The 20,163-nt window shown below is 70.7% G+C and carries 15 protein-coding genes and 2 pseudogenes; 10 read left to right on the forward strand and 7 right to left on the reverse strand.

Annotation, left to right across the window (positions count from 1 at the left end):
- Window positions 1-15: 15 nt before the first annotated feature.
- The 4 genes and pseudogenes from ACZ7L9_RS20115 to ACZ7L9_RS20130 form a co-directional block, all read left to right on the forward strand.
- Window positions 16-435: pseudogene (locus ACZ7L9_RS20115) on the forward strand (transposase); the annotation flags it as partial.
- Window positions 434-910: pseudogene (locus ACZ7L9_RS20120) on the forward strand (aldehyde dehydrogenase family protein); the annotation flags it as partial. The pseudogenes ACZ7L9_RS20115 and ACZ7L9_RS20120, both read left to right, overlap by 2 nt.
- Complete coding sequence (locus tag ACZ7L9_RS20125) at window positions 814-2,376, forward strand: M4 family metallopeptidase (protein WP_471416934.1); 1,563 nt, start codon at window positions 814-816, stop codon at window positions 2,374-2,376. The pseudogene ACZ7L9_RS20120 and the gene ACZ7L9_RS20125, both read left to right, overlap by 97 nt.
- 134 nt (window positions 2,377-2,510) lie before the next feature.
- A complete protein-coding gene (locus tag ACZ7L9_RS20130; protein ID WP_471416560.1) occupies window positions 2,511-3,401 on the forward strand; it encodes an oxygenase MpaB family protein in 891 nt (296 codons plus the stop codon).
- 158 nt (window positions 3,402-3,559) lie between these two features.
- On the opposite strand, the gene ACZ7L9_RS20135 is transcribed toward ACZ7L9_RS20130, so the two are convergent.
- A complete protein-coding gene (locus ACZ7L9_RS20135; protein ID WP_471416562.1) occupies window positions 3,560-5,044 on the reverse strand; it encodes a M1 family metallopeptidase in 1,485 nt (494 codons plus the stop codon).
- Window positions 5,045-5,255: 211 nt separating this feature from the next.
- Between ACZ7L9_RS20135 and ACZ7L9_RS20140 the strand changes: the two genes are divergently transcribed.
- From ACZ7L9_RS20140 to ACZ7L9_RS20150, 3 genes are all read left to right on the forward strand, one after another.
- On the forward strand, window positions 5,256-7,265 hold the full coding sequence (locus ACZ7L9_RS20140; RefSeq protein ID WP_471416564.1) for a Xaa-Pro dipeptidyl-peptidase: 2,010 nt from the start codon (window positions 5,256-5,258) through the stop codon (window positions 7,263-7,265).
- Window positions 7,262-8,575: a M14 family metallopeptidase gene (locus ACZ7L9_RS20145; RefSeq protein WP_471416566.1), complete on the forward strand. Its 1,314-nt coding sequence runs from the start codon at window positions 7,262-7,264 to the stop codon at window positions 8,573-8,575. Before ACZ7L9_RS20140 ends, ACZ7L9_RS20145 begins: the two co-directional genes overlap by 4 nt.
- 229 nt (window positions 8,576-8,804) lie before the next feature.
- Window positions 8,805-10,442, forward strand: a complete 1,638-nt coding sequence (locus ACZ7L9_RS20150) for an ABC-F family ATP-binding cassette domain-containing protein (protein ID WP_471416568.1) — start codon at window positions 8,805-8,807, stop codon at window positions 10,440-10,442.
- A gap of 139 nt (window positions 10,443-10,581) precedes the next feature.
- On the opposite strand, the gene ACZ7L9_RS20155 is transcribed toward ACZ7L9_RS20150, so the two are convergent.
- On the reverse strand, window positions 10,582-13,011 hold the full coding sequence (locus ACZ7L9_RS20155) for a Tex family protein (RefSeq protein WP_471416570.1): 2,430 nt from the start codon (window positions 13,009-13,011) through the stop codon (window positions 10,582-10,584).
- 144 nt (window positions 13,012-13,155) lie between these two features.
- A complete protein-coding gene (locus ACZ7L9_RS20160; protein ID WP_471416572.1) occupies window positions 13,156-14,019 on the reverse strand; it encodes an SCO6745 family protein in 864 nt (287 codons plus the stop codon).
- Between the two features lie 134 nt (window positions 14,020-14,153).
- Here ACZ7L9_RS20160 and ACZ7L9_RS20165 point away from each other — a divergent pair, with 134 nt between their 5' ends.
- A complete protein-coding gene (locus ACZ7L9_RS20165; protein ID WP_471416573.1) occupies window positions 14,154-15,095 on the forward strand; it encodes a GlxA family transcriptional regulator in 942 nt (313 codons plus the stop codon).
- An 11-nt stretch (window positions 15,096-15,106) separates the two neighbouring features.
- On the opposite strand, the gene ACZ7L9_RS20170 is transcribed toward ACZ7L9_RS20165, so the two are convergent.
- The gene (locus tag ACZ7L9_RS20170) at window positions 15,107-15,865 is read right to left on the reverse strand and encodes an enoyl-CoA hydratase/isomerase family protein (protein ID WP_471416575.1); all 759 of its coding nucleotides are present in this window, start codon (window positions 15,863-15,865) and stop codon (window positions 15,107-15,109) included.
- 80 nt (window positions 15,866-15,945) lie between these two features.
- Between ACZ7L9_RS20170 and ACZ7L9_RS20175 the strand changes: the two genes are divergently transcribed.
- Both ACZ7L9_RS20175 and ACZ7L9_RS20180 read left to right on the forward strand, forming a co-directional pair.
- On the forward strand, window positions 15,946-16,569 hold the full coding sequence (locus ACZ7L9_RS20175; protein WP_471416577.1) for an HdeD family acid-resistance protein: 624 nt from the start codon (window positions 15,946-15,948) through the stop codon (window positions 16,567-16,569).
- 144 nt (window positions 16,570-16,713) lie between these two features.
- A complete protein-coding gene (locus tag ACZ7L9_RS20180) occupies window positions 16,714-17,169 on the forward strand; it encodes an ATP-binding protein (RefSeq protein ID WP_471416579.1) in 456 nt (151 codons plus the stop codon).
- Between the two features lie 39 nt (window positions 17,170-17,208).
- Here ACZ7L9_RS20180 and idi read toward each other — a convergent pair whose 3' ends face one another.
- From idi to ACZ7L9_RS20195, 3 genes are all read right to left on the reverse strand, one after another.
- Window positions 17,209-17,802, reverse strand: a complete 594-nt coding sequence (gene idi / locus ACZ7L9_RS20185; RefSeq protein ID WP_471416581.1) for an isopentenyl-diphosphate Delta-isomerase — start codon at window positions 17,800-17,802, stop codon at window positions 17,209-17,211.
- Between the two features lie 153 nt (window positions 17,803-17,955).
- Entirely contained in the window at window positions 17,956-18,363 is a 408-nt protein-coding gene (locus ACZ7L9_RS20190; protein ID WP_471416583.1) for a hypothetical protein, read from the reverse strand.
- A gap of 74 nt (window positions 18,364-18,437) precedes the next feature.
- Entirely contained in the window at window positions 18,438-19,379 is a 942-nt protein-coding gene (locus ACZ7L9_RS20195) for a cation diffusion facilitator family transporter (RefSeq protein WP_471416585.1), read from the reverse strand.
- Window positions 19,380-20,163 lie beyond the last annotated feature (784 nt).

Consider the following 20,163-nt stretch of genomic DNA (forward strand, 5'->3'; position numbering starts at 1 on the left):
CCGGCCGGTTACCCGATGCTGCGGCTGGTCGCGCTGGTGGCCTGCGGGAGCAGAACGCTCCTGGACGTGGTCTTCGGCACCGACGCCACCGGCGAGCTGACCTACGCCGGTGACCTGGTCACCACCGCGGGCCGGACCGGAACGCTCCGGCCCGGAATGCTGCTGCTCGGTGACCGGAACTTCTCGGCCACCGCCTTCGTGGGCACGGTCGCGTCCACCGGCGCGGACTTCCTCATCCGTGCCAAGACCCACAGCACAGCGCTCAAGCTGCCGGTCCTGCGCCGTCTGCCCGACGGCACGTTCCTGTCCCGCGTCGGCGAGGTCACCGTCCGCGTCATCGAAGCCCACGTCACCCTCGCCCCTGCTGACGGCGCCGATGAGCGCCCAGTCACCCAGGGCACCTACCGGCTCGTCACCAGCCTGCTCGACCCCGATGAGGCATCCGCGACCGGTCTGGTCAGGCTTTACCACGAGCGCTGGGAGATCGAGACCAGCTATCCCCCTCGCGATCCCGATGTGGAAGGTGGCTCCCGCCCTGCTGTCCGGATGTACGGCGGTGCTCAAGCCGTCCCCGCTCACCCCGCTGACCTCGGCGCTCCTGGTGGAGATGTTCCAGCAGGCGGGGCTCCCCGACGGAGTGCTGAATCTGGTCCAGGGCGATGTGGCGGCAGGCGAGGCGCTGGTCGCCAACCAGGCCGTCGCGGGCATCAGTTTCACCGGGTCGCTGCCGGTCGGCACCGCCATCCACACCGGTGGCGCGCACCGGCTGCTCCGTACCCAGCTCGAACTCGGCGGCAAGAACGCGCTGATCGTGTGCGACGACGCCGATCTCGCCAAGGCCGTGGACGCCGTCGTGCGCGGAGCCTTCGGTCAGGCGGGGCAGCGCTGCTCGGCGACGAACCCGGTGGTGGTCGCTCCCGCGATGACACAGGGGCTGGACATGTCCGCCCGCGAGGGTACGCCCGCCGCGGCCGCCCGGGCCCACCTGAAGGCCCACAAGGACACGTACAAGGTCCCCGTATCCGACCTGAAGACGGTGAGGACGACGACGGACGGAACGCGCAGAAGGACTACGAGCCCATCACGCTCGACATCGACAACGGCGGGTTGCACCACAACTCCACCATCGTCGGCGGCGCACTGTGGGACATGCGCAAGAACCTCGACAGCAAGCTCGCGGACCGGATCATCTACCGGTCCGCGCAGAACTACCTCACACGGCTGTCCGGCTTCACCGACATGCGTAACGCCGTCACCCTCGCCGCCAAGTCCCTGAAGGTCTCCGAGGCCGACCTCGCCACGATCGGCAAGGCCTTCGACGACCACGGCATCGAGGCCGGCTGGGAGCAGCAGGGCGGCACGCACGACGGCACCACCATCGGCGCCGACATCCTGTCCGCGTACGAGGTCTACGGCGGAGTCGACGAGCAGGCCGCCCAGATCAACGGCGACGTCTACGCGATCAGCCAAGGCGACGCCATCGCCTGGGACCAGGGCAGCGCCGCCTTCGGCATCACCGTGGGCCGCTTCGACAAGAAGCCGACGCACGAACTGGCCCAGAAGGACGCCTACTTGCTCGACCCCTCCCTGGACGACGACCGCATCGTCTTCACCCGCATCGCAGCCGACGGCATCGGCATCTACCAGGCGGGCGAGAAGGGCCAGGGTGCGATCAAGAAGCTGGCCGACCTGCCGGACGCGGACGAGACCGAGCCGGTGACGGACCACGGTGCGCTCGCCTGCATAAGCACCACCGCCGACGGCGAGCAGGACGTCATGCTCCGCAAGGCCGACGGCACGACGGTCAACGTGACCCCGGAGGCAGGCACCAAGGCCGCCCGCCTTGCGATGAAGAACGGCACGATCGCCTGGGCCCGCGGCGACGGCACGTACGTCCACGTCTACGACATCGCGAAGGGCACCACGCCGACCAAGCGCATCACCGGCTTCCTCTTCAACTACGTCTCCGACATCCAGATCACCTCGGACCGCGTCTTCTGGCGCGAGACGGGCGGCTTCCTGATCCCCAGCACGACGTTCATGTCGGCGCCGCTCGACGACCTGTCCAAGGCCGCGAAGCTGCGCTACCCGTCGAGCACCTACGCCGCGCAGTTCTCGGTGAACGACGACTACTTCGCCTACTCCACCTACGACCTCTGGGGCGCGCTCGGCTCCTGGAGCGGACCGGGCAAGGTACAGGTCTCCAAGACCGCCGACGTGCTCGCCGGTCTCAACAACTACAGCCGGGTCTCCCGCTCCTCCGGCGCCCAGCCGGCCCCGTCCCTCCGTGACGGCCGGCGCGTCGCGTGGCTCGACACGACCGCCGCGGCCACCGATGTGGTGACCCGCGCGACGTTCGCCGGGACCTGCGAGTAGCCCCGGGCCGTGCCGCACTGCCGGGCGGGGTGCCCACCGGACGCCGGTGGGCACCCCGCCCGGCATCGATCGCATACTGGATCACACAAGGGTCGGGCACCGAGCCGCACGCCCCGCCGACCTCCGGGAGCGTCATGAGTACCGAAGCAGTCAGAGGCGACACCCCCGTCCCGCCACCGCCCGGCGGTGTGCTCTGGAGCATCTCCGGCGACATCCGGGCACTGCTGATGCTGCCCGCCGCGCTCACCCTTCAGGTCGCCCACCCGGCGGTCGGCGCGGGTGTCGACGAACACTCCGTGTTCCGTACGGACCCGTGGGGGCGCGGCGAGAGGTCCCTGCGCTCGCTCCAGCTCTGGGTGTACGGGGGTGATGCGGCCGCGGAGGAGGGGCGCAGGCTCCGCAGGCTGCACCGCACCATCCAGGGCACCGACACCCGGGGGCGTCGCTACCATGCGCTGTCGCCCGCGAACTATGCGTGGGTGCATGCCACGGGCTTCCCCGTCTATCAGCACGCCGCGCGCTATCTCATCCGGCCGCTCACCGACGCGCAGGAACGGGCCCTGTACCGGGAGTGGCTCCAGGTCGGCCGGGTTCTCGGCATCCACGACCGGAACATGCCGCAGACGATCGAGGAGTTCTGGCCGTACTTCCGCAAGGTGCTCGCCGACGAGATCGAGCTGACCGTCGTCGTGGAGGACCTGATCGCCACCGACCGCCCGGTACCGCCGCCGGACCGGGGACCGCTGCCGGTGAGGCTGCTGTTGAAGGCGCTGTGGCCGGTGTTGTTCCCGCCGCTGGCCCGGTTCCGCCGCTTCGTCACCATCGGCCTGATGCCGCCGGATGCGCGGGAGGCGATCGGGCTGGAGTGGACGGACGCGCAGGAGCGGAAGCTGCGACGGTTCTGCGGAGTGGTGCGGCGCGTCGTGCCCGTGCTCCCGGAGCGACTGCGCTATCTGCCGTACGCGCGCCGGGCGCGGGCGGCGCGGCGCGAGGCCGTCAACCGGACCGTGTCCGCAACGCCCTGACGGGCCGTCGGCACCTGGGGATCGGCGGCCTCGGTCATCGACACCATGCCGTCGAAGCCGACCAGGGCCACCTCCGGACGCGGCGCCCGGTCGTCCACCGGGCACCGTCGCCCCATCGGAGAGGGGGTGACGGCGCCCGGAGCCGATCCGCGGACCTGTCAGTGGTGGTCGTGAATCGTGTTCGTCGCCGCGATCTGCTTCCACGACGCGGGCTGCGCGGGGGCGCGCAAGGCGTGCGCGTCGGCCGCTGCCGGGTCCTGGGGCCGCGTCGGCCGGTACAGCCAGGTGTCGAAGAAGCCGGCGAGCGGCTTGCCCGAGACCCGTTCCGCGTACGTCACGAAGTCCGCCACGCTCGCGTTCCCGTACGCGTGCTCGGCCGGCCAGCCCTTCAGCAGCGCGAAGAACGTCTCGTCGCCCACCTTGTTGCGCAGTGCCTGGAGTGCCAGCGCACCCCGGTCGTAGACGGCCGCGTCGAACTGGTCGTCCGGGCCCGGGTCGCCCGGCTTCACCGTCCAGAAGGCGTCGTCGGCCGGGTGCTGGGCGTACGTGTAGTCCGCCAGTTCCTGCGCGGTGCCCTCGCCCTCCTTCTCCGACCACAGCCACTGGCTGTAGCGGGCGAAGCCCTCGTTGATCCAGATGTCCTTCCAGCCCTTGAGGGACACGCTGTCGCCGTACCACTGATGCGCCAGCTCATGGACGACGACGGAGACGTTCGCACCGTTCGCGAACTGCTTCGGGCTGTAGAACGGCCTGGTCTGGGTCTCCAGCGCGAACCCGCTCTTCACATTGGGGGAGTACCCGCCGAGCGCCTCGAACGGATACGGTCCGAAGACCTCCGTCAGCCACTCGGCGACCTCGGTGGTCCGCTCGATGCTGGCGCGTGCCGCACCGCCGTTGGCGCCGAGATCCCTGCTGTACGCGTTGACGACCGGCAGCCCGTCCGACGTGGTGTCGGTGGTGATGTCGAACTTGCCGATGGCCAGCGTCGTCAGATACGTCGCCTGCGGCTTCGCGGAGCGCCAGTTGTAGCGGGTCCAGCCGAGCTTCGAACTCTGCGACTGGAGCGTGCCGTTGCTGATCGCCTGGGTGCCGTCCGGCACGGACACCGAGATGTCGTACGTCGCCTTGTCGAGCGGGTGGTCGTTGCTGGGGAACCACCACGCGGCCGACTCCGGCTCCTGCGCGGCCACCGCGCCGTCCGGCGTGCGGACCCAGGAGGTCCAACCGTTGATCTTCACTTCCGACGGCTTTCCGGCGTACCGCACGACCACCGAGACGGCCTTGCCCTTGGCCAGCGCTGCCGCCGGGGTGATTTCGAGCTCCTGCTCGCCGCTCCTGGCGTAGCCGGCCTTCTTGCCGTTCACCCGTACCTCGGAGACGTCCAGCCCGAAGTCGAGGTTGAAACGGGAGAGTTCCTGGGTCGTCGTGGCGAGGATCGTCGCCGTGCCCTCCAGCAGGTCGGTGGCGGGCTGGTACGTCAGCCGCAGGTCGTAGTGGGACACGTCGTAGCCGCCGTTGCCGCTGGCCGGGTAGTAGGGGTCGCCGATGCCCGGGGCGCCCGCGGTGCCTTCGGCGGCCGAGGCCGGGATCGCCAGCAGCAGGGAGGCCGCGAGTGCGCTCGGGACGATGAATCTGCGGTGCACGAATGCTCCAATTCGTCGGGGCGAAGGATCTTTCGAACCGTCACGTAGAGACTATTCAGCGACCGCCACATCAGTCGTGTCCATGGCAGCATCTGTCACACGATCGCCATCCGGCCGACATGGCACACGGTCTTCCTTCCCGCATGGGCACGTCATATTCATCGGTGATCGCCCCCTGTTGCCCAGGAGTTGACCGGGGTACCTTCCGCCCATGCCGACACGTGCGCGGGGCACCCGCTTGACGTACAGATCGCTGGTGGTGGCGGCCGTCGCCGCCCTGATGGCAGTCCTGCTCTCGCCGGCAGGGGCACAGGGCGCGAGCCCTCCGGAGAGCGGGCCCGTGGCGAGCGGGGCCCTGGAGAGCAACCCCGTCTATTCGTACGAGAACGCCGTGCGCGAATCCGTCTGGGTCGACACCGGACTGGACGGCGACGGGGACGGCAGGAGCGACCGCGTCGCCGTCGATGTCGTCCGCCCCCGCGAACCCGCCCGGCAGGGCCGGAAGATCCCCGTGATCATGGACGCCAGCCCGTACTACTCCTGCTGCGGCCGCGGCAACGAGAGCCAGCTGAAGACGTACGACGCCGACGGTCGGCCGGTCCGGTTCCCCCTCTACTACGACAACTACTTCGTGCCGCGCGGCTACGCATTCGTCGCTGTCGATCTGGCCGGAACCAATCGCTCCGACGGCTGTGTCGACGTCGGCGGCCGCTCCGATGTGCAGTCCGCCAAGGCCGTCATCGACTGGCTGAACGGCCGCGCACGTGCCTACACCACCCGCACCGGCGGCGAACGCGCCACGGCCGACTGGTCCGACGGACGCACCGGAATGATCGGCAAGAGCTACGACGGCACCATCGCCAACGGTGTGGCGGCGACCGGCGTGGACGGGCTGCGGACCATCGTGCCGATCGGTGCCATCTCCTCCTGGTACGACTACTACTTCGCGCAGGGCGCGCCCCTCTACGACAGCGGCCCCGACTGGCTCTCCGGCTATGTGGAGAGCCCCGAGGCACGAGGGCGCTGCGCCGCCGTCCAGCAGCGGCTCGTCGACCAGGCGCCGCGCACCGGTGACTGGACGAAGCTGTGGAGCGACCGCGACTACGTGAAGGACGCCCGCAAGGTGCGGGCCAGCGTCTTCGCCGTACATGGCATGCAGGACCTCAACGTCCGCACCAAGCACCTCGGCCAGTGGTGGGACGCCCTCGCGGACCGTGGCGTGGAGCGCAAGATCTGGCTTTCCCAGACCGGGCACGTCGACCCGTTCGACTACCGGCGCGCCGAGTGGGTGAAGACGCTGCACCGCTGGTTCGACCACTATCTCCTCGGCTACGACAACGGCATCGACCGCGAACCGATGGCCGACATCGAACGGCACCCCGATCAGTGGTCCACCGACAGCGTCTGGCCGCCCCGCACCACGCACACCACCACCGTGCGCCCCGGCCCCGGCGACGTGCCCGGCGTCGGCAGCCTCGGCCTGAAGCCCGCCCGCCCCGGCGCCACCGAGACGTTCACCGACGATCCTGCACAGAGCGAGACACAGTGGGCCGCCGACGTGGACCGGACCACGAGCGCCAAGACGGGTTTCCGTACCGCGCCGCTCACCCGGGACCTGCGACTGGCCGGATCGTCCACGGTGACCGTCACCGCAACCCCGACCACATCGACCGCCCATCTCTCCGCGGTCCTCGTGGACATCGGCCCCGACACCATCCGCGACTACGGCTCGTCCGGCGAAGGCATCACCACCCTCACCGACCGCACCTGCTGGGGCGCGAGCACCACCGGGGACAGCTCCTGCTTCAAGGAGACCCGGGCCAGGACGGCCGCCGTCGACCGGACCGTCCTCAGCCGCGGCTGGGCCGACCTCGGCACCTACGCCTCCGCCGGACACGGCCGCCCCCTCACCCCGGGCAGGGCCTACACGATCACCATCGACCTGGCCGCCACCGACCACGTCGTCCCGGCCGGACACCGCCTCGCCCTGATCGTCGCCGGCACCGACCGGGACCTCATCGACCCGCCGGACTCCACGCCGACGCTCACCCTCGACCTGGCCCGTACGTCCGCGAAGCTGCCGTTCACCGGCGGCGCCGGAGCCTTCGTGCGAGCCACCGCGGGTTCCGCACCCGCGACAGCCACCCCCCGCGCAGTCCACTCCGAGGGCGTGACGCCACCGCGTCCCGCCCACCGCATCCCGGGAGGCAGCCGCTCATGACACCCCGTATCCCGACCGCCCGCGGGTCAGTCCGCCGCAACCTCGTCCTGACGGCAGCCGCCGCCGTCCTGGCCGTACCCCTGGTCACCGTGCCCGCCCAGGCCGCGCACACCCAGCCCCAGCCCCGTACCGGCTTCGAGACCAGCAATGGGGCCCGGTGGACCGGCCAGCCGGAGGAACAGTCCTTCCTGGCCGCCGTCGACCGGGGCAGCGACCGGGTCTCCGTCGACCGGATCGGCACGACGAAACAGGGCCGCCCGCTCCAGCTCGTCCGGATCGGAAACCACCGCGCCAACGCGAACACGATGCTGCTGATCTGCAGCCAGCACGGCAACGAACCGTCCGGCCGCGAGGCGTGCCTGACGACCATTCGCGATCTGGCCTACGCCCAGGACCCGTCGACCCGCGCCTTCCTCTCCCGTACGAACGTCCTGGTCGTGCCCACCGCCAACCCCGACGGACGCGCCGCCGACACCCGCGGCAACTCCGACGGCGTCGACATCAACCGCGACCACATCGCGCTGCAGACCGCCGAGGGCCGCGCCATGGCGGCGGTCATCCGCGACCGGAAGCCCGATGTGATCTACGACCTGCACGAGTACGGGGCCACCCCGCCGTACTACGACAAGGACCTCTTCGTCCTGTGGCCCCGTAACCTCAACGTCTCCGACCGGGTGCACGGCGAATCGCAGACCCTCGCCCAGAGCTATGTGCGACCCACCGCCGCGGAGGCGGGCTACAGCAGCGGCCTCTACGGCATCTGGACCGACCCCGTCACCGGCGACCCGATCAAGCAGACCGCGGGCGACGGACAGGAACGCATCCTGCGCAACACCTCCGGCATCAAGCATGCCGTCGGCCTGCTCATCGAATCCCGCGTCGACGCACTCACCGCCGCCGAGAAGGCCGACCCGGCGCTCAACAGCCGACGCCGCGTCCACTCCCAACTCACCGCACTCGACGGCCTGTTCGCCTTCACCGACGAGCACCGCGGCCCGATCGTCGCCGCCACCGCCGCATCCCGGGCCGCGGGATTCAAGGACCGTGGCCCGGTCTTTCTCGGCGGCGCCGACAACGAGGCACCCGAAGCCGGCCGAGTCCTTCAGGACCCGCCGTGCGGATACCGGCTCACCAAGGCCCAGTTCGACGACGTCAAGGACGAACTCGCCCTGCACGGCGTCACCTCCCGGCGCGACGGTGACGGAGCGTACGTACCGCTGCGGCAGTCGGCCCGGAATCTGATCCCGCTCCTCCTGGACGGGCGGGCGTCATATCACCTCACAAGCGGGCAGGCCGATACCTCTTGTTGATCCCATGAGGTGAGCGCCGCGTGCGGCACTGCATGCGGAGAGTGAATATGCGGCTTCCGTGGAAGGTGCCATCCGGGCCGCGGGACGAACAGAGAACGGGCGGCCGGGGAGATCTGCCGGTGACGGCGGACCTCCCCGGTGACCCGACGCCGTACCGGCACCCGCGCCGGGCCCGGGACCGGCCGGGCCGGTCCGCGCTCTCCGGCGGCCGATTAGGATCGGCACCCTGATGACTGCCACTCTCGTTGCCAAGGACCTCGCCGCCGGACACGGCGACCGCACACTCTTCGCCGGACTCGACCTCGTCGTCGCGCCCGGTGATGTGATCGGTCTCGTCGGAGTCAACGGGGCCGGTAAATCGTCCCTGCTCCGGCTGCTCGCCGGGCTCGACCGGCCGGAGGAGGGCGAGCTGCGGCTCTCCCCGCCCACCGCCACCGTCGGCCACCTCCCGCAGGAGCCGGAGCGGCGTCCGCGGGAGACCGTGCGCGAGTTCCTGGCCCGCCGCACCGGCGTCGCCGACGCCCAGGCGGCGATGGACACCGCCACGCAGGCCCTCGTCGACGGGGCGCCGGGCGCGGACGACGCGTACTCCGAGACGCTGGAGCGCTGGCTGGCGCTCGGCGGCGCGGACCTGGACGAGCGGGCCGAGGAGGTCGCCGCCGACCTCGGCCTGACCGTCGGCCTCGACCTGCCGATGACCGCGCTCTCCGGCGGCCAGGCGGCCCGCGCGGGCCTGGCCTCCCTCCTGCTCTCCCGCTACGACGTCTTCCTGCTCGACGAGCCCACCAACGACCTCGACCTGGATGGCCTGGAGCGGCTGGAGCGCTACGTCTGCGGACTGCGCGCGGGCACGGTCGTCATCAGCCACGACCGCGAATTCCTGATGCGTACGGTCACCAAGGTCCTCGAACTGGACCTGGCCCAGCAGCAGATCAACCTCTACGGCGGTGGGTACGCCGCCTACCTGGAGGAGCGCGAGAGGGCTCGCAGGCATGCCCGCGAGGAGTACGAGGAGTACGCCGACAAGCGCGCCGCCCTCGAGGGGCGCGCCCACATGCAGCGCTCCTGGATGGACAAGGGCGTCAAGAACGCCCGCCGCAAGGCGACCGACAACGACAAGACCAGCCGCAAGCTCCGCAGCGAGTCGAGCGAGAAGCAGGCCGCGAAGGCCCGGCAGACGCAGCGCATGATCGAACGGCTCGACGTCGTCGACGAGCCGCGCAAGGAGTGGGAACTGCGGATGGAGATCGCCGCCGCGCCCCGCTCCGGTTCGGTCGTCGCGACCCTGAGCGAAGCCCGGGCCGTACGCGGCGACTTCGGCTTCGGCCCGGCATCACTGCAGATCGACTGGGCGGACCGGGTCGCCATCACCGGCGCCAACGGAGCGGGCAAGTCCACCCTCCTCGCCGCACTCCTGGGCCGCCTCCCGCTGGACGCCGGGCATGCGACGCTCGGCTCGGGCGTCGTGGTCGGAGAGGTCGACCAGGCGCGCAAGCTGTTCCACGGCTCCGAATCGCTCCTGGAGGCGTTCTGCGCGGCCGTCCCCGACACCGAACCGGCCGAAGTCCGCACGCTGCTCGCCAAGTTCGGCCTGCGCGCGGACCATGTGATGCGTCCGGCGACCACGCTCTCGCCCGGCGAACGCACCAGGGCGGCGCTCGCCCTGCTCCAGGGCCGGGGCGTCAACCTCCTCGTCCTCGACGAACCGACGAACCACCTCGATCTGCCCGCGATCGAGCAGCTGGAGTCGGCGCTGGATTCGTACCCGGGGACGTTGCTGCTGGTCACGCACGACCGGCGCATGCTGGAAGCGGTACGGACGACACGGCGCGTCGAGGTGGTGGACGGCAAGGTGACGGAGCTGTGAGGGTGCCGGGGCTCCGCCCCGGCACCCTCAGGCGTGTCCAGCCCGTCCGGCGTTCGAGGAGGCCTTTTGAGCTTCTCCGGCGTGGGAGCGAGGTCCGGGGCGGAGCCCCGGCACCCCGTCCCCGTCCCCGCCCTCGACGTCAGCCCCTCTTGCCGCCCTGCTTCGGATCCGCCAGCCCGGCCCGCCGCAACGCATCCGCCATCGCACTGTTCACGGGTGCGGGCGCCGGACGAGCGGAGCCGCCCCCGCCGCCACCGCGCCGGTCACGCTCCTGACCACCCTGTCCCTGGCGCTGCCGCGGCGGCCGGCCGCCCTTGGCATTTCCTTGGCCGCCCCGCTCGCCCCGTTCGGCCCGCTCCCGCCTGGGCCCGCCGCCCTGGGACGCACCCCCCGCCGACGCCTCGTCGTCAAGTCGCAGCGTCAGCGAGATCCGCTTCCGCGGAATGTCGACATCCATGACCTTGACCTTCACGATGTCGCCCGGCTTCACGACATCCCTCGGGTCCTTCACGAACGTGCGCGACATCGCCGACACATGCACCAGGCCGTCCTGATGCACACCGATGTCCACGAACGCGCCGAACGCCGCGACATTGGTGACGACACCCTCCAGCACCATCCCGGACGCCAGATCACCGATCTTCTCGACGCCCTCCTTGAAGGTGGCCGTCTTGAACGCGGGACGCGGGTCGCGCCCCGGCTTCTCCAGCTCCTTCAGGATGTCGGTGACCGTCGGCAGTCCGAACTTCTCGTCCACGAAGTCGTCGGCGCGCAGCGACCGCAGCACACTCGTGTTGCCGATCAGCGAGGCGACGTCGCCGCCCGTCCGCTTCACCATCGCCCGCACCACCGGGTACGCCTCCGGGTGCACACTCGACGCGTCCAGCGGGTCGTCGCCCCGGATGCGCAGGAAGCCCGCGCACTGCTCGTACGCCTTCGGGCCCAGCCGCGCCACATCCTTGAGCGCCTTCCGCGAACGGAAGGGCCCGTTCACGTCACGGTGCGCGACGATGTTCTCGGCGAGGCCCGAGCCGATCCCCGAAACCCGCGAAAGCAGCGGCGCCGACGCGGTGTTGACGTCGACGCCGACACCGTTCACGCAGTCCTCGACGACAGCGTCCAGCGAGCGCGACAGCTTCACCTCGGACAGGTCGTGCTGGTACTGGCCGACACCGATCGACTTCGGGTCGATCTTCACCAGCTCCGCGAGAGGGTCCTGAAGGCGTCGCGCGATCGAGACGGCACCGCGCAACGACACGTCCATGTCGGGGAGTTCCTGCGAGGCGAAGGCCGAAGCCGAGTACACCGACGCGCCCGCCTCCGACACCATCACCTTGGTGAGCTTCAACTCGGGGTGCTTGTCGATGAGTTCACCGGCGAGCTTGTCGGTCTCGCGGGACGCCGTGCCGTTGCCGATCGCGATCAGGTCCACGTCGTGGGCCTTCGCCAGCTGCTCCAGCCTGGCCAGCGCCTGGTCCCACTTGTTCGCCGGGACGTGCGGGTGGATGACATCCGTCGCGACGACCTTGCCGGTCGCATCGACGACGGCGACCTTCACACCCGTACGGAAGCCGGGGTCGAGCCCCAGTGTGGCCCGCGTCCCGGCCGGCGCGGCGAGCAGCAGATCGCGCAGGTTCGACGCGAAGACCCGTACCGCCTCGTCCTCGGCCGCCGTACGAAGCCGCAGCCGCAGATCGATACCGAGGTGCACCAGGATCCGGGTCCGCCAGGCCCAGCGCACCGTGTCGGCGAGCCACTTGTCGCCCGGGCGGCCGCGGTCACCCACTCCGAAGCGCCGGGCGACCATGTTCTCGTAAGTGGAGGGGCCGGGCGTCTCGGACGGCTCCTCCGGCTCCAGGACCAGGTCGAGCACGTCCTCCTTCTCGCCCCGCAGCATCGCGAGCACCCGGTGCGAGGGCAGCGCGGTGAACGGCTCGGCGAAGTCGAAGTAGTCGGCGAACTTCGCCCCTGCCTCCTCCTTGCCGTCCCGCACCTTGGCGGCCAGCCGCCCGCGCGACCACATGCGTTCGCGCAGCTCACCGATCAGGTCGGCGTCCTCCGAGAACCGCTCGGTGAGGATGGAGCGGGCTCCCTCCAGCGCCGCCGCACCGTCCGCGACGCCCTTGTCGGCGTCGACGAAGGCGGCGGCAGCGGCCAGCGGTTCGACCGTGGGGTCGCCGAGCAGACCGTCCGCGAGCGGTTCGAGCCCCGCCTCCCTGGCGATCTGCGCCTTCGTGCGCCGCTTGGGTTTGAACGGCAGATAGATGTCCTCAAGGCGCGCCTTGGTGTCGGCGGCCCGGATCTGCGCCTCCAGCGCCTCGTCGAGTTTGCCCTGCTCGCGTACCGAGTCGAGGATCGCCGTACGACGGTCCTCGAGTTCCCGCAGATACCGCAGCCGCTCCTCGAGCGTGCGCAACTGCGCGTCGTCGAGCATCTCGGTCGCTTCCTTGCGGTAGCGCGCGATGAACGGCACGGTCGACCCGCCGTCGAGCAGCTCGACGGCCGCCTTCACCTGCCGCTCGCGTACGCCGAGCTCCTCGGCGATCCTGCCTTCGATGGACGTCGTCACGGTTCTACCGACTCGCCTTCTCGTACTGGCTGTACTGGCTCTACTGGCTGTGCTTGCCGGGGCGGGGCCCCTTCGCCTGCATTGTGCCGGGTGGCCGGGCGCCGTGTCGCCCGACCGCCCCAGTCGACCGTGGGCCGGTGCCGCTCAGCCCTTGCCGATCAGGTCCTCCGGGAACGCGCCGGCCGACGCGGCCGTGAACAGGAATCCGCGCGCGAGCTCGGTCAGCCGTTCGACCCCCTCCGCGCCCAGATGCTCGTACGGGGCGCGGTCCATGCGGTCCGTGGCCTCCTCCAGATCCGCCCGAAGTGCGACGCCCGCCTCCGTCAACTCGCCCTCACCGTCCAGGAGTCCACGCCCGCGCAGCCGCTCGGAGGCCTCCTCCCAGTCGCTGCGGCGCCAGCCTCGGGTGGCGAGGACCCAGCGCGGGTTCATCCCCTTGCCGGTCGCGGTGTGGCTGACCAGCGCCTCCACCGGATCGAGACCGGCCGCGAGGAGTGCCGCGAGATGGCCGTCGCCGCGGTGCTCACGCAGCAGCGTCCCGGCGTGCCAGTACGCCAGGTGCGGCTGCTCGGGCACCGGCAGATCGGCGTGGGCGGCGTAGAGCGGCCGGGCGTGTCGGGTGCACGCCTCGGCGGCGCGCAGTGCCAGCCCGGCCGCCTCGGCCATTTCGGGGGATGCGATGATCTCCCCGCCCAGCAGCCGGCGCAACGTGGCGTCGGCGGCGCGCAGCCGGGCGTCCAGGACCGCCTGTGGCGAGGCGACGGACCACACGGCAGGCAGATGCCGGGCGACGAGATCGTGGTTGAAGTTGTAGAAGGTCGCGGTGACCGTGCCGGGGCCGACGGCGCCCAGCGCCGCCGCGCGCGCGGCGAAGTAGGCGGCGTTCGAATCGTCGATGCCGAGTTTCCCGAGCTCCTCGCCGAGGTCGGGGGAGAAGTAGACCGTCGAGTGCAACGGGTTGATGGTGTTGTGGCAGCGGCGTCCGGCGCGCGGCGGCAGAGTACTCATGCAAGCACGTTACCGACTGGTCGGTATGCCCCGTAACCCCGGAGGGACGTCCATTTCGCGCGGCCCTCGGCATGGCGGAAAAGGTGGGTTCTTCGTCATTGCGGCCGTGCTCCGGGCCGCCCAGGATGGCCGTCATGACGCAGCGATCCGTACTCGTCGTCCTCTTCGACGGCGTACAGAGCCTCGATGTGACCGGCCCTGTGGAGGTCTTCGCCGGGGCCTCCCACTTCCCCGGGGCCACGTACGAACTGCGCACCGCCTCCCTCGACGGCGCGCAGGTCCGTACGAGCAGCGGCCTGAAGCTCGTCCCCGACGGCAGCCTCGCCGACGCCGCACCGCCGCACACCCTCCTCGTCCCCGGCGGTCAGGGCACCCGTGATCCCGACCCGGCGCTGATCGATTGGCTGCGAGGCCACGCCCCGTTCGCCGAGCGGCTCGTCTCCGTCTGCACGGGGGCGCTGCTGCTCGCCGCGGCCGACCTTCTGGACGGGCACCGGGTGACCACGCACTGGACGGTCTGCGACCATCTCGCCCGAAGCTACCCGGCCGTCGAGGTCGACCCGGACCCGATCTTCGTACGCGACGGCAGACTGGCCACTTCCGCCGGGGTCACCGCCGGTATCGACCTGGCCCTGGCCCTCGTCGAGGAGGACCACGGCCGGGACATCGCGCTCACGATCGCCCGTCACCTCGTGGTCTTTCTGCGCAGGCCCGGGAACCAGGCGCAGTTCAGCGCCCAGCTCACCGCACAGACCGCCCGCCGCGAACCGCTGCGTGAGGTCCAGCACTGGATCACCGAACACCCCGGCGAGGACCTCACCGTCGAGGCACTCGCCGCCCGCGCAAGGCTCTCGCCCCGCCACTTCGCCCGCGCTTTCCAGGCCGAGACGGGACTCACACCGGGCCGTTACGTCGACCGCATACGCCTCGAACACGCCCGCCGGCTGCTGGAGGACACCACCGACGGTGGGTCCGAGTACGACCCGCAGCCGCCGTACGACGCGGGCTCACCCGCGAAGGCCCCGGCGGCGCTGGTCGAGAAGTTCCGCGCCGGGAGCCGCTTCATCCTCCAGTAGCCGCAAGGGCGTTACAGCCCGGTCGCCCAGGTGAAGCGCGGCGCGCGCCGCTCCAGGAAGGCGGCGACACCCTCCGCGGTGTCGCCGCTGCGGAGCGCCTGCTCCGCCCAGTAGGCGTCCCGGTCCTCGCGCCCGGTGGCGAACTCCTTGGCCGCCGCCTGCGTCAGCTGCGAGCGCGCCGCCAGCGTGCGTACATACGCGTCGACCCGCTTGTCCAGCTCACCGGCCGGCAGCACCTCGTCCACCAGACCGGTCCGCAGCGCCCGCGCGGTGTCGATCAGCTCGCCGGAGAACAGCAGATGTTTCGCCGTGGCCGGGCCGGTCAGCGCCACCAGTCGCCGGGTCGACGACGCCGCGTACACGATCCCGAGTCTGGCCGGTGTGACGCCGAACGACGCGCCCTCCTCGGCGAACCGCAGATCGCAGGCGGCCGCGAGCTGGCTGCCGCCGCCCACGCAGTAGCCGCGGATCGCCGCGAGCGTCGGCCGGGGGAACGCCGCGAGGGACTCCTCGGCGGCCACGGCGAGCGCCTGCGGATCGCCCGCCGGATCCCGGAGCGAGGAGATGTCCGCTCCGGCGCAGAAGGTGTTCCCTGCCCCCGTCAGCACCAGCACCCGGACCGCGGCGTCGGCGGCCAGCCGCGCCAGCAGATCGGGCAGCGCGCTCCACATCGCAGCCGTCATCGCGTTGCGCTTGGCGGGATTGCTGATGACGACCGTCGCCACACCGTCCGCGACGGTGTGCTCCAGCCGGGGTTCCGTACGGTCCATGCGCCGGATGCTATCCGTACGGTTCGAACCTATGATCAAGAAGGGGTCGCCGAACAGGTACGCACCGTGAGGAGCTTCCCATGGCCGGTCCCGCCGTCGAGGGCAAGAAGCTGAGCCGCAGTTTCGGCTGGCTGGCACTGCTCGGCACCCTTCTCGTCGTGGCCGGTCTGGTCGGACTCGTGTACACCGGCGTCGCGACGCTCACCTCGATGCTCCTGTTCGGCTGGCTGCTGCTGATCGGCGGCATCGTCGGGCTGCTCCACGCCATCGAGTCCCGCGGCACGAACTTCTTCTGGCTGGGCGTCGTGGTCGCCGCGCTGAACATCGCCGCCGGAGTCGTGGTCATCCACCATCCGCACGGCACGGCCGAGGCACTGACCATGTTCGCCGCGCTGCTCTTCCTGACCGGCGGGCTGTTCCGGCTGGTCGGCAGCGTGGTCGTGCGAGGTCCGCAGTTCGGCTGGACGCTGCTGCAAGGAGCCTTCGGCCTGCTCCTGGGGCTGCTGGTGCTCTTCGACTGGCCGCACAGCAGCCTCTACGTACTCGGCCTGTTCTTCTCGCTGGCGTTGCTCTTCGACGGGCTCGGCCTGATCGCGATCGGGGTCGGCGGCCGCCATGTGGTCTCCCTGGTCTCGGATCAGCAGACGAGCGGAGAACTGCCGGGCACACCCGGCGGAGAGCATCCGAAACGCTCCAGGAGCTGACGCATTCGTGCGTGTCCGGCCAAATTCCGTCGATACAAGTCGATCGAAGTCGACTTCTGTTCAGTAGCACGAGCCGGACCGACTACGCCCCGCACTCTGTACTCGACGTGCAGTCACCACCGAGTGGAGAGCGGGTACCGGACTATGGAGAGCCGCGGGAGTGTCCCCGCCCGGCCCGTGTCGTACGAGGGAGTCTGGCGGTTCACCGCCCCGGCCGTGGACGTCTCCGTACCGCAGGCCAGGCATGCCGTACGCGATCTGCTGAACCGCCAGGGCGTGCCGCTGGACGAGGACGTCGCCGAGGGCCTGCTGCTCATCGTCTCCGAGCTGGTCACCAATGCCGTGAAGCATGCCGCGCTGCTCTCGCCGGAGCTCGCCGTCGAGGTGGCCGTCGGAGCGGAATGGGTCAGAGTGTCCGTGGAGGACAACCATCCCTACCGGCCGACGGCCCTGGAGACGGACTACGCGCAGACCGGCGGCCGCGGCCTGCTGCTGGTCCGGGAGATCACCCGGGAAGCCGGCGGCGCCTGCGATGTGGAACACACCGCAGGCGGCGGAAAGGTCATCTGGGCGGCGCTGCCACTGAGCCCGCGGCTCTGACCACCCGTAACCGCTGCGACATCCGGTGCCGCCCGCCCGCTACCAGCCGGCGGACGGTCCGGTCAGCTCCCTGATCGCCGGCCGCGCGGCATCCAGCACCGTCATGAACCAGGCCGAGAACGGCGCCCGCGCATGCCGTTCGGCCAGCTCGCCGGCCGTCACGAACGCGGTCTCGCCGACTTCCTCCGGGTCCGGGTGCAGCCACTCCTGTGCCATGCCCACGAAGAGGTGGTTGAACTCCTGCTCCACCAGGCCGGAGGCCGGGTCGGGGTGGTTGTAGCGGACCGTGCCCGCCTCGGCCATCAGCGAGGGCGAGATCCCCAGCTCCTCGTACGTACGCCGGGCGGCGGCGGCGAAGGGCGCCTCGCCCGGGTAGGGGTGGCCGCAGCAGGTGTTCGACCAGACGCCGGGGGAGTGGTACTTGCCGAGCGCGCGGCGCTGCAGGAGCAGCCTGCCCTGCTCGTCGAAGAGGAACACCGAGAAGGCCCGGTGCAGTTGACCGGGCGGCTGATGGGCGGCGAGCTTCTCCGCCGTACCGATGGTGGTGCCGTTCTCATCGACCAGTTCGAGCATGATCGCTTCTGCTGTGCCGTTCGACGAGCTGTTCGCCGCGGTGGCTGGTGTGGTCGGCATACCCATCCTTCGCTATGGTCCCGGCCCCGTGCGCCGGTCCCGTCGAGTCCGCTCAAGTCTGCCGTACAAAAGCCGCTTGTCCGCACTTCGGGTCCTGCATGTCCGGCCCTGCCGTGCCCCGTGGCGCGGCCGGGCCGGACATGCACGTCCACGTCAGACGCCGAAGGCCGACGGGCAGCGGATCGTGCCGTGCGGCACCGGCACGGAGTCGTCGAGCGCCAGGGCCATCATCGCGTCCGGCGTCGGGAACGCGGCGGTGTCGACCGCGCGCACGGCCGCCACATCCGCCGCCGTCTCCGGCCGGGTGGCCCGGCGTGGGTCGACGGGGCGCAGTACGTAGCCGTACTCCGTACCGTGATCGCGCCGCATGGCCGACTCCTCGTGGGTCGCCGGGAGCGCCCGTTCCATGCCGGGAGCCGACGCGTCGGCGGCCGCTGCGATGCACGGCACCGGACCCCGCTCCCTGATCCGGTCTGATCCGAACGAAAGACCCTGGCCGAGGGCCCGGAAGATGAGGACGGACCGGATGCTGCGCCGGGCGGGCGCCGTCGCGACGGTCATCGACCTCGGTTCCTCTCTCGGACACGAGGAATTCGCCTCGCCGGACACCCTACATGTCGGTGCTGAACGGCAGTTCAATGGCAGAGCCTGGCCTCGTGCTCGGCATGGCCGCTCGGCTCCAGCTGGAAGGTGCAGTGCTCCACGTCGAAGTGGACGCCGAGGCAGCCCTGCAGTTCATGGAGCAGCTTCTCGTGGCCGATCGAGTCCAGCATGTCCTGGCGCACCACCACGTGGGCGGAGAGCACCGGCATCCCCGACGTGATCGTCCAGGCGTGCAGGTCATGGACGCCCAGCACCCCGGGCAGAGCGGTGATGTGGGCCCGCACCTCACCCATGTCGACGCCTTTGGGCGCCGCCTCCAGCAGGACATTGAGGGTCTCCCGGAGCAGCTTCACCGTACGGGGGACGATCATCAGGCCGATCACCAGCGAGGCGATCGGGTCGGCGGCCTGCCAGCCGGTGGCCAGGATGATTCCCGCCGAGAGCAGCACGGCGAAGGAGCCGAGCGTGTCCGCGAGCACCTCCAGATAGGCGCCGCGCACATTGATGCTGTCCTTCTGCCCGCGGAGCAGCAGCGACAGGGAGATCACGTTGGCCACCAGGCCGACCAGGGCGAAGGTGATCGTCAGCCCGCCCCTCGTCTCGGCCGGGGTGATGAAGCGCTGGACCGCCTCGAAGAGCAGATAGCCGCCCACGCCGAGCAGCAGCAGACAGTTGGCCAGAGCGGCGAGGATCTCGGCGCGGGCGAAGCCGAAGGTGCGGTTGAGTCCGGCCGGCCGATTGGCGAAGTGGATCGCCAGCAGCGCCATGCCCAGGCCCAGGGCGTCGGTCGCCATGTGGGCCGCGTCGGCGATGAGGGCGAGGGAGCCGGAGAGCAGTCCGCCGACGACCTCCAGGACCGTCACGGTGAGCGTGATGCACAGCGCGATCCGCAGCCGTCCCTTGTACGCGGCGGCTGCCGTGCCGGTCGGCGGCGGCCCGCCGTGTGTGTGCCCGTGGTCGTGCCCTGCCCCCATGGGGACGCCTCCCGGTCGTCGCGCGGACTCGGACGCGATCCGCCCGAGCACTGCCAGTCAACTACGGGTGGGGGGTATCGGGCAACACGGCACTGAACACCGTTGTCATATGCTCTGACCTGCGGAAATGGTTGCAGGTCAGAGCTGTGGGGCGATCGCTGACGGCTCAGCTGCCGCGTGCCCCGGGATGGCGCGGACACCAGCCTTCCCAGCCCGAAATGCCCCCTTTCGGGTACCCCGCGCCGGGCCGCCCGGCCCGGCTCCCCGGACATCCGGACGGCAGACGCCACGGCCTTCGCCGCATCGCCGGGGTGGCGCGCGTGGACCTCCGGCTTCCCGGGCCGGGTGACGGCGAGATGCGCGTCGACGAGGGCCGCGCCATGGAATGGAGATGTGTCACACCGGTCACGGCGTACTCGGCGGCCGGTACCCGGTCGGCCACCGAGCCCGGATCAGCGGCACAGCCGCCGGGACGGGTCACCCGAGGGTCTGCCCTCCGGTCCTGATCCGGACGAGAGGCCCTGGGCCCGCGCCACCGCGTTTTGTCAGGTGAGGCCGGGATCGACGATGATGATCGCGGGCGGCGCCGCATCATGCCGGTCCACCCCGAACGGAGCACAAACGGGCAGTGAACTCCCACTTCCGTTCATCCGATAGCCTCTGCCGACGTGCCGCCGGCCCGCCTTTGGGCCGTACTGTCGCGCGCCGACCCCGTCAGCACCAAGGAGTGAGTTCGTCTGTCGACCGCCATCCTCACCGGTGCACCGGTACCCGGATCGTCGCT

It is taken from the genome of Streptomyces sp. NPDC111516 (genome assembly GCF_055635345.1).

Bases quoted from the DNA above. Each gene is read 5' to 3' on its own strand.
- ACZ7L9_RS20130 (WP_471416560.1), top strand. From the start codon at position 2,511: ATGAGTACCGAAGCAGTCAGAGGCGACACCCCCGTCCCGCCACCGCCC.
- ACZ7L9_RS20140 (WP_471416564.1), top strand. From the start codon at position 5,256: ATGCCGACACGTGCGCGGGGCACCCGCTTGACGTACAGATCGCTGGTG.
- ACZ7L9_RS20145 (WP_471416566.1), top strand. From the start codon at position 7,262: ATGACACCCCGTATCCCGACCGCCCGCGGGTCAGTCCGCCGCAACCTC.
- ACZ7L9_RS20150 (WP_471416568.1), top strand. From the start codon at position 8,805: ATGACTGCCACTCTCGTTGCCAAGGACCTCGCCGCCGGACACGGCGAC.
- ACZ7L9_RS20160 (WP_471416572.1), bottom strand. From the start codon at position 14,019: ATGAGTACTCTGCCGCCGCGCGCCGGACGCCGCTGCCACAACACCATC.
- ACZ7L9_RS20165 (WP_471416573.1), top strand. From the start codon at position 14,154: ATGACGCAGCGATCCGTACTCGTCGTCCTCTTCGACGGCGTACAGAGC.
- ACZ7L9_RS20170 (WP_471416575.1), bottom strand. From the start codon at position 15,865: ATGGACCGTACGGAACCCCGGCTGGAGCACACCGTCGCGGACGGTGTG.
- ACZ7L9_RS20175 (WP_471416577.1), top strand. From the start codon at position 15,946: ATGGCCGGTCCCGCCGTCGAGGGCAAGAAGCTGAGCCGCAGTTTCGGC.
- ACZ7L9_RS20180 (WP_471416579.1), top strand. From the start codon at position 16,714: ATGGAGAGCCGCGGGAGTGTCCCCGCCCGGCCCGTGTCGTACGAGGGA.
- idi (WP_471416581.1), bottom strand. From the start codon at position 17,802: ATGCCGACCACACCAGCCACCGCGGCGAACAGCTCGTCGAACGGCACA.
- ACZ7L9_RS20190 (WP_471416583.1), bottom strand. From the start codon at position 18,363: ATGACCGTCGCGACGGCGCCCGCCCGGCGCAGCATCCGGTCCGTCCTC.
- ACZ7L9_RS20195 (WP_471416585.1), bottom strand. From the start codon at position 19,379: ATGGGGGCAGGGCACGACCACGGGCACACACACGGCGGGCCGCCGCCG.